This is a genomic window from Methylocystis sp. JR02, from assembly GCF_030063565.1.
GTDB classification, from domain to species: domain Bacteria; phylum Pseudomonadota; class Alphaproteobacteria; order Rhizobiales; family Beijerinckiaceae; genus Methylocystis; species Methylocystis iwaonis.
On the sequence record NZ_JASIRC010000001.1, the window covers coordinates 2577723 to 2590333 of the forward strand.

General features: G+C 58.8%; 18 protein-coding genes. 4 read left to right on the forward strand and 14 right to left on the reverse strand.

From position 1 onward, the window contains the following. Window positions 1-71: 71 nt before the first annotated feature. From QNA11_RS12325 to QNA11_RS12385, 13 genes are all read right to left on the reverse strand, one after another. The gene (locus QNA11_RS12325; protein WP_283483267.1) at window positions 72-386 is read right to left on the reverse strand and encodes a hypothetical protein; all 315 of its coding nucleotides are present in this window, start codon (window positions 384-386) and stop codon (window positions 72-74) included. A gap of 327 nt (window positions 387-713) precedes the next feature. Further along, window positions 714-1139 carry a hypothetical protein gene (locus QNA11_RS12330; RefSeq protein WP_283483268.1) on the reverse strand — a complete coding sequence of 142 codons (426 nt, stop codon included), beginning with the start codon at window positions 1137-1139 and terminating at the stop codon, window positions 714-716. Window positions 1140-1212: 73 nt separating this feature from the next. Next, window positions 1213-1560 carry a hypothetical protein gene (locus tag QNA11_RS12335; RefSeq protein ID WP_202074063.1) on the reverse strand — a complete coding sequence of 116 codons (348 nt, stop codon included), beginning with the start codon at window positions 1558-1560 and terminating at the stop codon, window positions 1213-1215. Between the two features lie 275 nt (window positions 1561-1835). Beyond that, window positions 1836-2294 carry a hypothetical protein gene (locus QNA11_RS12340; protein WP_202074064.1) on the reverse strand — a complete coding sequence of 153 codons (459 nt, stop codon included), beginning with the start codon at window positions 2292-2294 and terminating at the stop codon, window positions 1836-1838. 20 nt (window positions 2295-2314) lie between these two features. Continuing rightward, window positions 2315-2674, reverse strand: a complete 360-nt coding sequence (locus tag QNA11_RS12345) for a DUF8776 family protein (RefSeq protein WP_283483269.1) — start codon at window positions 2672-2674, stop codon at window positions 2315-2317. Between the two features lie 76 nt (window positions 2675-2750). Further along, window positions 2751-3296: a chemotaxis protein CheD gene (locus QNA11_RS12350; RefSeq protein WP_283483270.1), complete on the reverse strand. Its 546-nt coding sequence runs from the start codon at window positions 3294-3296 to the stop codon at window positions 2751-2753. Beyond that, window positions 3296-3682: a response regulator gene (locus QNA11_RS12355; protein ID WP_202074070.1), complete on the reverse strand. Its 387-nt coding sequence runs from the start codon at window positions 3680-3682 to the stop codon at window positions 3296-3298. Before QNA11_RS12355 ends, QNA11_RS12350 begins: the two co-directional genes overlap by 1 nt. After that, a complete protein-coding gene (locus QNA11_RS12360) occupies window positions 3673-4722 on the reverse strand; it encodes a protein-glutamate methylesterase/protein-glutamine glutaminase (protein ID WP_281930325.1) in 1050 nt (349 codons plus the stop codon). The genes QNA11_RS12355 and QNA11_RS12360 overlap by 10 nt, the downstream gene beginning before the upstream one ends. Further along, window positions 4719-5600, reverse strand: coding sequence for a CheR family methyltransferase (locus QNA11_RS12365; protein ID WP_283483271.1), 882 nt, complete (start codon window positions 5598-5600; stop codon window positions 4719-4721). The genes QNA11_RS12360 and QNA11_RS12365 overlap by 4 nt, the downstream gene beginning before the upstream one ends. A 48-nt stretch (window positions 5601-5648) precedes the next feature. Continuing rightward, a complete protein-coding gene (locus QNA11_RS12370; protein WP_283483272.1) occupies window positions 5649-7826 on the reverse strand; it encodes a chemotaxis protein CheA in 2178 nt (725 codons plus the stop codon). 15 nt (window positions 7827-7841) lie between these two features. After that, window positions 7842-8207, reverse strand: a complete 366-nt coding sequence (locus tag QNA11_RS12375; RefSeq protein ID WP_202074074.1) for a response regulator — start codon at window positions 8205-8207, stop codon at window positions 7842-7844. A 12-nt stretch (window positions 8208-8219) separates the two neighbouring features. Beyond that, entirely contained in the window at window positions 8220-8510 is a 291-nt protein-coding gene (locus QNA11_RS12380) for an STAS domain-containing protein (RefSeq protein WP_202074075.1), read from the reverse strand. A 25-nt stretch (window positions 8511-8535) separates the two neighbouring features. Beyond that, window positions 8536-9009: a chemotaxis protein CheW gene (locus QNA11_RS12385; protein ID WP_202074076.1), complete on the reverse strand. Its 474-nt coding sequence runs from the start codon at window positions 9007-9009 to the stop codon at window positions 8536-8538. A gap of 654 nt (window positions 9010-9663) precedes the next feature. Here QNA11_RS12385 and QNA11_RS12390 point away from each other — a divergent pair. From QNA11_RS12390 to fliP, 4 genes are all read left to right on the forward strand, one after another. After that, complete coding sequence (locus tag QNA11_RS12390; protein WP_283483273.1) at window positions 9664-10011, forward strand: MotE family protein; 348 nt, start codon at window positions 9664-9666, stop codon at window positions 10009-10011. 164 nt (window positions 10012-10175) lie between these two features. Further along, entirely contained in the window at window positions 10176-10727 is a 552-nt protein-coding gene (locus QNA11_RS12395; RefSeq protein WP_349362196.1) for a flagellar basal body L-ring protein FlgH, read from the forward strand. A 24-nt stretch (window positions 10728-10751) separates the two neighbouring features. Then, on the forward strand, window positions 10752-11288 hold the full coding sequence (locus QNA11_RS12400; RefSeq protein WP_283483275.1) for a flagellar basal body-associated FliL family protein: 537 nt from the start codon (window positions 10752-10754) through the stop codon (window positions 11286-11288). Beyond that, on the forward strand, window positions 11285-12025 hold the full coding sequence (gene fliP, locus QNA11_RS12405; RefSeq protein ID WP_202074080.1) for a flagellar type III secretion system pore protein FliP: 741 nt from the start codon (window positions 11285-11287) through the stop codon (window positions 12023-12025). Before QNA11_RS12400 ends, fliP begins: the two co-directional genes overlap by 4 nt. A 37-nt stretch (window positions 12026-12062) precedes the next feature. Here fliP and QNA11_RS12410 read toward each other — a convergent pair whose 3' ends face one another. Further along, on the reverse strand, window positions 12063-12494 hold the full coding sequence (locus QNA11_RS12410) for a hypothetical protein (RefSeq protein ID WP_202074081.1): 432 nt from the start codon (window positions 12492-12494) through the stop codon (window positions 12063-12065). Between the last annotated feature and the right edge of the window lie 117 nt (window positions 12495-12611).

Consider the following 12611-nt stretch of genomic DNA (forward strand, 5'->3'; position numbering starts at 1 on the left):
CATGTGTGCTTTCGTGCGTTCACATTAAGGATTTTGGCTTGCCCGGAACTGACAGCCTCAAGCTGGAGCGCTCACTTGCCCGCCGGGTTTCCGGGCGAAATGCCCAGAGCCTGGCTAAGCTCGCCGGGGCCGGGGCAGAAGGCCGACATATATTGCTCTGGAATATCGACCAGACTCACAATCACAATACGCCCCTCGGGCGTGCGCAACGCAACCGGATTGCTCGTCGAGAGATTGGGACAGGCCCTTATGAATGTGGAACGTCTTTGTTCAGCGGCGTTCCTTTGCCACAAGCCGAAAGCGACGCCGCCGGCAAGAAAGGCGGCCAGCATCGCCAGCCATCGCGAGTGACGGTCAGTGGCGGCCGCTTTTTCGATGATACTCATTCGCGCGCCTCTGAAACACATCGAATTTGAGCTGCGAGCGCCAACGGATATTCTGGCGTTTGGGGACGGAGCGCATTTCCGAAAAGTTGATAGACTTTTGCGAAAAAAAATGCGCTCCAACTTTCTAAATCTTTGCGCTTATCTGCGCACGTGAACGCCGCCGAACCGCCAGCGCGTTTACAGAGCTGTCAAAATCTCGACTGCGTCTCACCGGGACATCCAGGCTGCAAACCGGCGCCAACAGACCGGGGTGACGCTTTCGGATCCTCGATCCAATCTGCGGTGGTTGGATGTTAGGCCGAATTGCTTACGGAATTCCGACCGGTTTCAGTCCGATTGAGCGTCTCTCTCGTCGGTCGTCAGAATGGAAGCGACAACGCTCGGGCCGAGCGGCTCGCATTTCCCGCCGGAACGCTCGCCGCCGCTTTGGACCGCGACGCGCGCCGCAGCAAGAAAAGCCGACTCATCGAAAGGCCGCCCCATCCGGTAAGATGTGAACTCCATCATGGACGCGGCGATCGACAAAATCACGGTCGCCGACGCGCTGTAAACGAGCCTTTCGTTTTCACCATTCAGATGAGCGTCGGCGATGAGCCTGTCATGCGCCATCTGAATTTTCTGCTCGAGAGAGTCGAGCTGGTCTCTTAACCCCTGCGCCAACTGTCTGCATTCGGAAAGAGACGGCAAAACGACCTCGCCCCTGGCGTCCTTTCCGGCTTGAACGCGTCCAATCTGCAAAGTGGATTTTGTCATTCTGGGCTCCCACCGCGGCTGGAGACGCGATAAAAACTTCTTATTCGGAAATACTGTGCGCAACAGAACCTCGTTACCTGGAAAGATCGCAACGGCTCTCGCGGATTCTACCGTCGATCTGAATGAGTTCGCCTTTCAGAACGCCGAGCTGAAATGCGTGGCTGTCCTCGAACGGAGTGCCTAACGGGGTCGGTATGCCGAGGGTCGTTGTTTGATCAGCTCGATAAAGATTATCCTGGTAAAGGTTAGTGAAGATTAACCGCTGGGTCAAGCGAGACCGTACTATCGCAAGTTCTTCACATGTGCGCCCGAAATCTGGCGGCGGATAAACAAAGATTGGCCCAATTTCTGACACCGGCAGCGAGCAACCGGCCAAGCACAGCGTCGCTGAAGCAATCACCAGACACTGAAAACGCTGCATTTTTCCTCCAGCGAAAAGAACGTCGCGCGCCTGCGCTCAGAGCGACGCCATTTTTATCGACGCGCGTATTCTGGGGTCAGTCAGCGAATACATGCCGCTTGGCCCGACGGAGGAGCGAGCCAAGCCTCGAGATTGCCTTTGCCCGCGTCCTCGCAGGCTGCCAATTTGAAGCATCTCGCTTGTGTGGAACTTACAAGAATCTGTCCGTCAGCGAAGAAAATTGTCGCGAGACATGGAAGCTACCGAATGCAAACGTCTCTATCTTGGCCTCGAGGCTATTTCGTCGGGCCGCTCGACTTTTTTTCTTGAATGAGCGCGTCGATACGCGCGTTGAGCTGCGCCATCGCGTCGTCAGCTTTCGGTCTATCCGCCAGCGTGAGACGGTCTGGATGAAAGCGCCAGGCAAGTTCTCGCCGCAACGCGTGCAACTCCAGCAAGGACAAGGCTGGATTATTGAGCTGCAGGATCAGACGACGCAACTCCGATGGGGTGAGCTCGAATTTTCCTTGGACGACGGCCGGCTTGTGATTCCGAGCCGAGCCGTCCGATTCGGACGCGGCGTAGAGCTCATTGGCCCGTCGCGACCGGGCGCCGGCCGGCGGCTCGCGTGTGCGCGCGCAGTCAAAGCGCTCGATTTCCAGTAGCCGCAAGTAAGCTTCGTCGTGGCTTGCAAGTTCCGCTGCGCCTTCGGACAAGCGCTCCACTTCTCCCAGAATATGCGCGAACTCGACCATCAATTACGCCCACCAGCACACTAGAAAATTTCCAGCTCTCCGCTCGCATGGCTCGGGTGCACGTGCCCTTCAGGCGCCGACAAACGATGCGCCAGAGCGGATAATTTCAACTTCTGGGCGGCGGCCTTTCCGATGACCTCCCACTCCGGGGGGATGATCTCGACGAGCTCGACAAGAAAATGCGACAAGCTCGAGAGCCGCTGTTCGATAAGGTCGATCGATTGGGCCTCTTGCAAGAAGGCGTCCTTTTCCTTCTTTCCCGGGCCATCGACGCTCTGGACGAGTGAATGCAACCGGTCGACGGATTGGGCGAGGTCTATCAACTCAGCCGAAATCCGCGACAAAATTTCAGTAATAGGCTGCGGCGTGCGGCTAGGCATGATCGTTCCCCCCTGATACGCAAAAGTCGACTTCTATGCTGCGCCTTGGCCATGGCTTAGCGACATCGCACTCGCTTCAAAACAGCTCGACCGAGCCCGCGGAAGACGGCTTGATGACGCGTTCGCTCATGACCCTCGCGTCGTCGCCTCCCGAAAGGAAGATTTGCCGGGCCTGTCCGGAAACCGGGAAATATTCGATGCGCCGGCCACGCGTGCCGCCCAGCGCTTGCGCAACGATCTTGATCCCCTCGTTCGTCAAGAACCTTTGCGCAAAAGCGGCGTTTTTCGCGCCGATGTCGGACAATCCCTCCATCATCCGAGCGCCGCCGAAGAGCTTTCCCTCCAATCTTTCACGCCGCGCGCCCCGCTTCAAAAGCCCATTGACCAGCAACTCCATCAGGTGAACGCCGGCTCTTTCGGCGTCGCCGTTTCGGAAGGACTCCATATCGCCCGGGAGCAGAAAGTGATTCATGCCGCCGACGCGCGCCTCGGGATCGCGCAGGCAAGCCGCGACGCATGACCCGAGAACGGTCGTCAACACGACCTCGGGATCATCCACGACTTGATACTCGCCCTGAATGATGTGAATTCGCTTACCGGAGCGCTGAGTGGCGTGACGCATTAAAATTTACCGATGATGGCTTCGAGCGCCTTTTTCAGCGTCGCGACGGTGAAGGGCTTTGTGAGGTAGTTATTCACGCCCAATTTGATTGCGCTCTCGAGAACCGCGCGCTCGGAGCGGCCGGTCAGCATGATGACCGGAACCTTCTTCGTCGGCCCATACTCCCGAATCGCTTTAAGCAACCCCAGCCCGTCGAGCTTCGGCATATTGACGTCCGAGATGATCAGATGCGCCGGCGTCGACATCATCATCTGAAGCGCCTGCTCTCCATCTTTCGCCAGCAAAATGTTGCGGATGCCCAATTCTTCGAGCCCGTCACGAATCAGCATCCTACTCGTGTTCGTATCGTCCACGACGAGTATCTTGATCTGGTTGGCTATGGACATGACACCCTCGCTTTTGCCGCATTTGTCGCCGCGATAATCCGCGGACCAATTTTGTGAAGCGGCAGCTGCGTCTCAACTGCGCCTATTTCATATGCCGCTCTCGGCATTCCGTACACGATACACGTCGCCTCATCCTGGCCGATGGTGCTCGCGCCGGCGTTCCTCAGCTCGAGCAATCCTTCGGCGCCGTCTCGTCCCATACCCGTTAAAATCGCGCCGACCGTATTGGCCCCGCTTACCCTGGCGGCCGACCTGAAGAGAACATCGACGGAAGGGCGATGCCCGCTCACCGTGTCCCCCTCGACCAGCCTGCAAATGGTTCGACTGCGCTTCACGAGCTCGAGATGGGCCGATCCGCCCGGGGCGATCAGCACGCGACCGACCTCTAGCGGATCCCCGTCCTTCGCTTCCGCGACCGACGCCTTACACGCCCGATCCAAGCGCGCGGCGAAACTTTGTGTGAACAGGGCAGGCATGTGCTGCACGACGACTGTCGGCGGGCAATTGGCTGGCAGCGCGGACAGCACTGTGAAAAGCGCGTCCACCCCACCCATCGAAGACCCGATGGCGACAATCCGCCCGTCGGGAGAATATGCTCTATCGCCTGCGCCATTATCGTCGGTTCGAGAGCGAACCGGAGGACCCATCGGCTTCGGCGCCGCGCCGATTTGCACGACCTTTTGCGCAAGATCGTCGAACGAGGTCCGGTCTTTCGGCGACGGCTTGGCGATGCATTCCATCGCGCCGATTTCCATCGCCCGAATGGTTGTCGCGGCGCCGCGCTCGGTCAGGCTCGAAATGACCACGACGCGCGTCGGCCGCAGCCTCATAAGACGTTCGAGAAACTCCAGCCCGTTCATCTTGGGCATTTCGATATCGAGCGTGACGACGTCCGGATTGAGTTCCTTGATGGCGTCTCTCGCAGCAAGCGGATCGGCCGCTTCGCCCACCACTTCGATCCGAGGATCGCGACGAAGCGTTTCCGCAATCAACGCCCGCATGCTTCTGGAATCGTCGACGACAAGCACGCGGCAGCTCATGCCTCGCCTCCGCGCAGCTTGTACGTCGTGACCCCATCGATGACGAGTTCGGTGGACGCCGACCCGTTCACGCGCTCGGAATGTCCGATATAGAGGCGCGCGTGGCGCGCCATCATCGGAATGAATCTCTGCCATATTTTCATCTGAGTGGCCTCCTCGAAATAAATGACGACGTTCCGACAGAAAATGGCGTCGAACGGGCCTTTGAAGGGCCAGGAGCCAACCAGATTCAGTTCTCGAAAGGCGATCAACGAGGAAAGCTCTTCCGAAGCAACCCACGGGCCTTTCTGTCCTTCCTCCAGAGGCGCGAACCACCGGGACCGCATCGACGACGGCACCGCGCTCATCGCCTCCGCGTCGTAAACGCCCGCCTTGCCGGCGGCGATCATGTTCGGATCAATATCCGTCGCGAGAATACGGACGTCGTAATCGGCCGCGTCGGGCATGACGGACAGGACCGTCATCGCCATCGAAAACGGTTCCTGCCCGTTGGAACAGGCCGCCGACCAAAGACGCAAGCGTGCGCCTTTGCGCACCGCTCCCGCGCGCTCGGCGACGAGCTTCTTCAGACTCTCGAAGTGATGCGGCTCGCGAAAAAACTTGGTGACGTTCGTCGTCAAGGCGGCGAGCATTTTCTGGCGCTCGTCGACGCCTTCCCGGCTTTTCACCAATTCACAATAGTCGCGGAAACTTTCCAGACCGAGCGCCCGCAAGCGTTTCGCGAGACGCGAATACACCAGCGGCGCTTTGGCGTCGCTGAGGAAGATTCCCGCATCCTCGTGCAACATCGAACAGATCTCGCGGAAGTCGCGATCCGTAAAGGGAAAGGAACCGGAGCCGGAGATCTGAATCTGTCTTCCAGGCATCGAAACGCTCATCTATTCGCCCTTACCGTGTCGATCGCCCGAGATGCAAAACGACTGTCATCATTCCGCTGCGAGATTGAGGCCTTCCGCCGCATCGCTGTCCGCGCGCAAACTATTGATGATCCCGTCGACGTCGATGATGAGCGCGACCCTGCCGTCTCCGAGGATCGTTCCCGCCGCAATGCCGAAGACACGCCCATAATTCGCTTCCAGACTTTTGATGACCACCTGGCGTTGGCCTTGAATCTCGTCCACCAGCAGCGCGCATCTGCCGCCCGACTCCGACTCGGCCAACAAGGCCACCTGCGTGGTCGGATCGACGAGGCTCGGGCGGTTGTGGAGCACCGCGCCAACATCGACCAACGGAATAAAGGCGTCTCTGCTGCGAATCAGGCGCGTGCCGGACCCGATGAGGTGCACGCTTTCCTTCTTCGGCTGCATCGTTTCGACAATCGCCGTCAAAGGAACCACAAAGGTCTGCTCGCCGATCGTTACGACCATCCCGTCGAGAACGGCCAGGGTAAGCGGCAGGCTCAGGGAAAAAGTCGATCCCAGTCCCGGGCGCGACGCAATAGAGATGCGACCGCCAAGGGCTTGAACGGCCCGCTTCACCACGTCCATCCCGACTCCGCGGCCCGAAATCGCCGAGGCGGTCTCGGTCGTGGAAAATCCCGGCGCGAAAATCAGATTATCGATTTCTTCGTCGCTCAACAGGGCGTCCGGTGCGATCAGATTTTTCGACACTGCGATCTGCCGGACCCTTTGCCGATTGATGCCCGCGCCGTCGTCCGACACTTCGATGACAACCCGGCCAGATCGGTGCATCGCCGACAATTTGAGCGTTCCCTCTTCGGGCTTGCCGACCGAGAGTCGTTGCTCCGCCGATTCGATCCCGTGATCGACAGCGTTGCGAATCATATGCGTCAGAGGATCGGTGAGCCTCTCGACCACAGTTTTGTCGACTTCAGTCGACTCCCCCTCCGTGACGAGTCGCACGGATTTTTTCGTAATTGCCGCCACTTCACGAACGACGCGGGACATCCGCTGGAAGATCGGCTTCACAGGCTGCGCGCGAATCGCCATCACGCTGTCCTGGATGTCGCGCGTCAATTGCTCGAGCTCGTCCAACGCTATCATCACCGAAGACGCACGCGACAGGCCCGCCTCCGAGACGCGCTGCGATAAAACCGCCTGATTTATCACCAGCTCGCCGACCAGATTGATCAAGCGGTCGACTCGCTCTAAGTCGACGCGGATCGTCGGCTGCGGCGCCGGCGACGACGACGACGACGCCTCGCTCTTCCGAGGCTCCGCCGACGGCTGCGCTTGTGGCTGAGGCTGCTGCGGCGCGGCTTCCCGAACTATGGCCGCTGCTTGCGCGTCATGAGTCGTGACTGTGAGTTTAGGCTCCTCGACAAAAACCGCCGGCTCCTCGACGTCCTCGATCACGCTGTCTTGCCGCGCGTCATTCTCATCTTCGATCGAAAGGTCGCAATCGAACTCTACGAATTCGAAGACAGCCTGAATATCCGCCCGCGCGTCGTCCTTGGTCTCGAGATGAACCGTCCAAGAGAAATAGGCGCCTTCCGGATCGAGCTCATCGAGAAAGGGCGTGTCGGCGGTGTTGCACGCCACACGGAATGAGCCCAACTCTCCAAGCGCGCGCAACAGCAAAAAGGCCTCATTCCCTTTGGCGTAAAGCGCCGGCCGGGGTCTGAAGCTCACGACGTAGCGGTGCGGCTCCGGCTCACTGTCGTCGAAGTCCCCGAAAATAGTGTCGAGGGAAATAGCGACCGGCTCGAAGTCCAGATCGGCGAAATCTGCGTCTGAAGCAGCATCGCTTTCTCCGCCGGCTGCTTCGCAGAGCGACTGAAGCTCGCCTTTGGCCTCGGCGACTTTATCGGGGTTCACGGCGGACCCCTCACGCGCGCCACCGACCAGATCCGCAAGGACGTCGGATGATCTTAGAAAGCAAGCCGCGACTTGCTGGGTCGCCTCGATCCGGTTCGATCGCAGCAGATCGAGCGTCGTTTCGAAAACATGCACGAACTCGACGAGATCGTCGAAGCCGAAGGCGCTGGCGCCGCCCTTGATCGAATGAACGGCGCGAAACACGGCGTTGACCGTCTCGGGGTCACGGTCGCCCTCATCTATCTTGATAAGCCCGCTTTCGAGGTCTGCGAGCTGCTCATCGCATTCCTGAAAGAACGTCTGCCTGATCGCCGCCATCGGATCCATAGATCATCCCCTACATCAGGCCGTAACGCGACGAATGGCGTCGACGAGTTTTGCTGGATTGAAAGGCTTTACGATCCATCCGGTCGCGCCGGCGCGGCGCGCCCGATCTTTCTTTTGATCGTCGCTTTCCGTCGTCAGGACGAGAATGGGCAGAGCGCGATGCGTCTCGTGAACGCGCACGTTCTCGATGAATCCAAACCCGTCCATGCGCGGCATATTAATGTCGGTGATGATGGCGTCGGGAGTTACGGTCTCGAGCACCTCCAGCCCGTGAACGCCGTCCTCCGCCTGAACGACATTATATCCAGCATCGGCAAGCGCGATGCGTAGCATCTCGCGCATCGTTCGCGAGTCGTCGACCGTCAATATCGTTTTCGTCATCTTCTCGATTTCCTATTCGCCGATAGTCGGAATGCCGAGTATTTCGAGCGCGCCAAGGAAGGCGCTCGACGGGTTCGAAAGGGTGAGAGCGACTCCGTCGCGCGCCCATGTCTGCTGCGCCGAAACGAGAACCTGAACGCATTGCGCGCCGACTTTTTCGACCTCTGACGCATCGATGGCGAGGGGCCGCCCGCGAAAGCGGCCGAAATCAGCGGCGAGCGGCGCCGCCGCGCGTAGATCGAGCGTTCGAGGGAGGTTCAGTGTCGAGAACAACCCGCCGCTGTCATTCGAAATGTCGTTCATGCCAGGAATGCTCCGATCTTGCATCTCAAGCCGCAACGGCCTCGCTCGACTCCGGCAGGAGATTCTTGATGATGAGAATGCTGATCACCTCGTCCTCCGTGGCGACGATGCCTTTTATGAAGAGGCGGGTCGGATCAGCGCCCACCTCCGGCGCCGGCTGGATCGCGGACGGAGCCAACATGAGAATGTTGGAGACGGCGTCGACGAGCAGCCCGACAACCGCGCCTTCATGCTGGAGCACGATGATCGCGTGTCGGGGTGTTGGTTCGCTTACCGGCAGGCCAAGGCGCGCGGCGAGATCGATCACGGGAAGAACCGCGCCTCTGAGATTGATGACGCCGCGAATATAGGACGGAACTTGTGGAAGCGGCGTCGCCGGAGACCAGCCGCGGATCTCCCGCACGGCAATAATGTCGATACAAAAGGTCTGCTCGCCGACATGGAAGGCAATATATTCGGAAGGCTGTTGAGCGTTAGTCAGTTCGGCGCGGTTTTTCATAATTTGAAACTCCTCACAACCTTCCGTTTCGTTGTTGGCTCGGACACTCGAATCGCCAAACGCTCGATCGACGACCGCACCGCGGGATTGCGGTCTCGACGTCGCCCTCGCCGCATAGCGCCGCCCGCCGCCGCAATCGGAGCTATCCGAACCAAGTGAACGGCCTGCGCGTTATTGACGAAGGGCAAGCCGTCCTCGGAAGCTCCCGACCATAACGCTAGGGATTTTTTGACAGGGACATCCCGGAATCGACCGGAGGAGCGGGGGACGGCGTCATGCTGATCAACCCCGCCGCTGCGTTCGGGGTCTCCCCATTCTGGATTAACTAATGCGTTCCGCTTAAAATTTTCTTATGCGCCCCCGCACCACGTCTCCGAGCGCCCACAGACGCGGAAAGCTTCGCGCAAGTTGCGCTCCATAAAGAATGAACTCACCTGCGCAGACAGCCCTACCTGGAACGGATCTACGTTCATGTTTCCTGCCGCCATGCGAGCGCTACCCTCGATATGTCTGCTGGCTTTGCTCTGCGCGACCAGCGCCTATCTCGGCCAAGCGCACGCGGTCGAGGGCCAAGCCGGCGACAGGCCAACCGCCGATCGAGAGAACGGGCAGGACTACTGTTCGAGTGTCGCCAAGGCCGCATCCACCGCCAAGATGGCGGCGCAAGAAACCCGCCTGCGCGAGCTGGAATCACTGATCAAGCGCCGCGGAGAAGAACTCGAAGCCAAAAAGCGCGAGCTCGAGGCAGTCCTCGAAAAATACGAGGCGTTGCTGAAAAGAGCCGATGAGAACCTCGTCACCGTCTACTCGAAAATGAAGCCCGACGTAGCGGCTGCGCAATTCGCAGTGCTCGACGACGATGTCGCCATCGCCGTGCTCAGTCGCCTGAACCCGAAAGCCTCGAGCCAAATCCTCTCGGAAATGACCGCATCCAGGGGCGCGGGCCTCATTAAAAAACTGGCTGCATATAGTTCGGCAAAGCCTTCAGGAAAGCCGCAATGACAAAAAAACTAGCCGCTTTGCTTGCTCTATTTCTTTGCGGCTGCGCCACTGATCCGCGTGACATCGGCCGCGAGCCTCATATGACGGCGGTTGGCAGCGGTTTGACTCCTTTTGACGAAAATCTCCCCGTTGGCGCAACGAGACTCCCCGCCCCAGGTCGGGGAATGCGTTTCGACGACAACCGCATCAATATGTTTCGCGACGTGCGCGCAATGACTGTCGGAGATCTCGTCACCATCACGATCTCGATGGACGACAAGGCGATCGTGGGTAATTCCACCGACCGCTCTCGCGACTCGAAAGTCCACACCAAATGGCAGTATCTGGCGGCGTTCCTGCCGGGCTTCCTCGGCGGCGGACCCGTGAACGCTACGGGCAACTTCGAAAACGAAATCGACTCGACGACCTCCACGCAGGGCCAGGGTTCGATCAACAGACGGGAACAGATAAAGCTCTCCGTCGCGGGAATGGTCACGGCTATCCTTCCGAATGGCAATCTTGTCGTTCAGGGGTCGCAGGAGTTTCGAATCAACTACGAAATGCGCGTCTTGACCATCGCCGGCATTGTGCGCCAGCGCGATATTTCGAAGGACAACACCGTTGCCTATGACAAAATCGCCGAGGCCCGCATCTCCTACGGCGGACGCGGACGTTTGATGGAGGTCCAGCAACCGGCCCTCGGGCAGCAGCTTTACGATCTCGCTTGGCCATTCTAGCGAAAGGCCAAAGGTCAGAGTCTCATGAGCGACACCGAAAGCAAAACTGCGTCGGACACGATGACCTTCATTGCAATTACGCTGGCAATGACGGTCGTGATCGCTATCGCGGGCGCTTTTGTCGGAATGATGCTTGCGCGCACGCCCGAACCCCTCAAATCTCCCGAGCCTCCAGCCAGTGAGGCCCCGGCGAGCGATGGCAAGCATGTTTCTTCCACGCCGGCTCATGGAGAAACGCCGTCACGCGCAAGCGCGCGCAAAGCGGGCAAGACCGCATTGAAGGAGCTCGCGCCGATCGTCACGAATTTGTCGGATGGCAATTCGAGTTGGATCAGACTGCAAGTCGCTATCGTCTATGATCCCGACACACTCACGCATCCGGATATTCTCATAAGCGAGCTGACCGGAGATATCGTCGCTTATCTGCGGAGTCTCTCCCTTCGCTCGATCGAAGGAAGCGCCGGCTTGCGCAGGCTCAACGAAGAACTTTCGGAGCGCGCTTCTATCCGCTCGGAAGGCGCTGTTCAGGAGCTCGTCATCCAATCTCTGGTGGTGCAATGAAGCGCGCTCTGATCATCCTTCTCCTCGCCCTTGTTCCGACTGCCGCCTGGGGAGCAAATCAGACCTTAGATCTGAATGCGCTAATTCCAGCCGGGAGCGCCTCCGCCTCCGGCCGAATCATTCAATTGGTCGCGGCGCTGACCGTCTTGTCGGTCGCGCCCGGCCTCCTCGTCACCGTCACGAGCTTCACCCGCTTCTCTATCGCTCTTTCATTCTTGCGTGCAGGTCTTGGGCTGCAAAGCACCCCTGCGAATCTCGTCATGATCAGCCTTGCTCTCTTTATGACCTTTTACGTTATGCATCCCGCATTCGACGAGGCCTGGAACGCTGGGCTCAAACCTCTGCTGGAGAACAAAATTGCCGAACCCGAAGCGGTCGATAAGATTATCAAGCCGTTTCGATCGTTCATGGTGGCGAATGTGCGCGACAAGGACATCCGCCTGTTCGAGGACCTCACGAAAAACAAGGCTGCGGCCAATGTCTCCGCCGATCCGGATCTTTACGTTCTGATCCCTGCCTTCATGATTTCGGAGCTGCGGCGAGGTTTCGAGATCGGTTTCCTCATCGTCCTGCCCTTTCTCGTAATCGATCTGATCATCTCGATCGTGACGATGTCGATGGGCATGATGATGTTGCCGCCAACAACGATCTCACTGCCGTTGAAGGTCTTGTTTTTCGTCCTTATGGACGGTTGGCATCTGCTGGTTGGCAGTCTCGTGCGCTCCTATCCAATATGATCTCTCGGCTGCCCTGTGCCCGCCACTTCAGGGCGGTTCAACGCAAGGCATAATATTTGGCCCTGAACCGACGCAGCAGGCGCTCGTCCAACGCGACGTCGGAACCTCTATAGCGGCAGCCGACAACGCCGCCGTTTTGCCATACCACTTCAGCGCCCCAGCAAATATGATTGAGATCCTCGTATAGCCAGATCCTCCTCGGGAGCGCCAGATGACGCGTAAGCGTTATGCGCACGCCGCCAGAGCCACGATTGACGAAAAGAAAATCGGCAAGAAAACGCCCGTCGACGTCGAGGACTTTGCCTGATTGCAGGCGGACCGCCACTCTCTTTTCCTGCCTGCGTTCCGATTGCACGGTCTTGACCGTATAGGTCAACGCCTGCCCATCTCGCAGAAACGACATCCGACGGAACTTCTTCTCGTCCACCTTCTGCGCGTCGAGAACCGTGTGGCGTCCGTTTTCTGCCATGGTGAACCGCTCATAGCCTCTTTCGAGAGGCAATTTTGCCAAAGACCGAGACTCAAAATAGCTGCCTACCGATTTTCAATCCATTAACTGCACTGGATCAGAGCCCCTGCCCCGATT

What these genes read in the sequence shown, in the direction of transcription:
- QNA11_RS12325 (WP_283483267.1), bottom strand. Translation starts at nt 386, where the DNA reads ATGAGTATCATCGAAAAAGCGGCCGCCACTGACCGTCACTCGCGATGG.
- QNA11_RS12330 (WP_283483268.1), bottom strand. Translation starts at nt 1,139, where the DNA reads ATGACAAAATCCACTTTGCAGATTGGACGCGTTCAAGCCGGAAAGGAC.
- QNA11_RS12335 (WP_202074063.1), bottom strand. Translation starts at nt 1,560, where the DNA reads ATGCAGCGTTTTCAGTGTCTGGTGATTGCTTCAGCGACGCTGTGCTTG.
- QNA11_RS12340 (WP_202074064.1), bottom strand. Translation starts at nt 2,294, where the DNA reads ATGGTCGAGTTCGCGCATATTCTGGGAGAAGTGGAGCGCTTGTCCGAA.
- QNA11_RS12345 (WP_283483269.1), bottom strand. Translation starts at nt 2,674, where the DNA reads ATGCCTAGCCGCACGCCGCAGCCTATTACTGAAATTTTGTCGCGGATT.
- QNA11_RS12350 (WP_283483270.1), bottom strand. Translation starts at nt 3,296, where the DNA reads ATGCGTCACGCCACTCAGCGCTCCGGTAAGCGAATTCACATCATTCAG.
- QNA11_RS12355 (WP_202074070.1), bottom strand. Translation starts at nt 3,682, where the DNA reads ATGTCCATAGCCAACCAGATCAAGATACTCGTCGTGGACGATACGAAC.
- QNA11_RS12360 (WP_281930325.1), bottom strand. Translation starts at nt 4,722, where the DNA reads ATGAGCTGCCGCGTGCTTGTCGTCGACGATTCCAGAAGCATGCGGGCG.
- QNA11_RS12365 (WP_283483271.1), bottom strand. Translation starts at nt 5,600, where the DNA reads ATGAGCGTTTCGATGCCTGGAAGACAGATTCAGATCTCCGGCTCCGGT.
- QNA11_RS12370 (WP_283483272.1), bottom strand. Translation starts at nt 7,826, where the DNA reads ATGGATCCGATGGCGGCGATCAGGCAGACGTTCTTTCAGGAATGCGAT.
- QNA11_RS12375 (WP_202074074.1), bottom strand. Translation starts at nt 8,207, where the DNA reads ATGACGAAAACGATATTGACGGTCGACGACTCGCGAACGATGCGCGAG.
- QNA11_RS12380 (WP_202074075.1), bottom strand. Translation starts at nt 8,510, where the DNA reads ATGAACGACATTTCGAATGACAGCGGCGGGTTGTTCTCGACACTGAAC.
- QNA11_RS12385 (WP_202074076.1), bottom strand. Translation starts at nt 9,009, where the DNA reads ATGAAAAACCGCGCCGAACTGACTAACGCTCAACAGCCTTCCGAATAT.
- QNA11_RS12390 (WP_283483273.1), top strand. Translation starts at nt 9,664, where the DNA reads ATGGCGGCGCAAGAAACCCGCCTGCGCGAGCTGGAATCACTGATCAAG.
- QNA11_RS12395 (WP_349362196.1), top strand. Translation starts at nt 10,176, where the DNA reads ATGCGTTTCGACGACAACCGCATCAATATGTTTCGCGACGTGCGCGCA.
- QNA11_RS12400 (WP_283483275.1), top strand. Translation starts at nt 10,752, where the DNA reads ATGAGCGACACCGAAAGCAAAACTGCGTCGGACACGATGACCTTCATT.
- fliP (WP_202074080.1), top strand. Translation starts at nt 11,285, where the DNA reads ATGAAGCGCGCTCTGATCATCCTTCTCCTCGCCCTTGTTCCGACTGCC.
- QNA11_RS12410 (WP_202074081.1), bottom strand. Translation starts at nt 12,494, where the DNA reads ATGGCAGAAAACGGACGCCACACGGTTCTCGACGCGCAGAAGGTGGAC.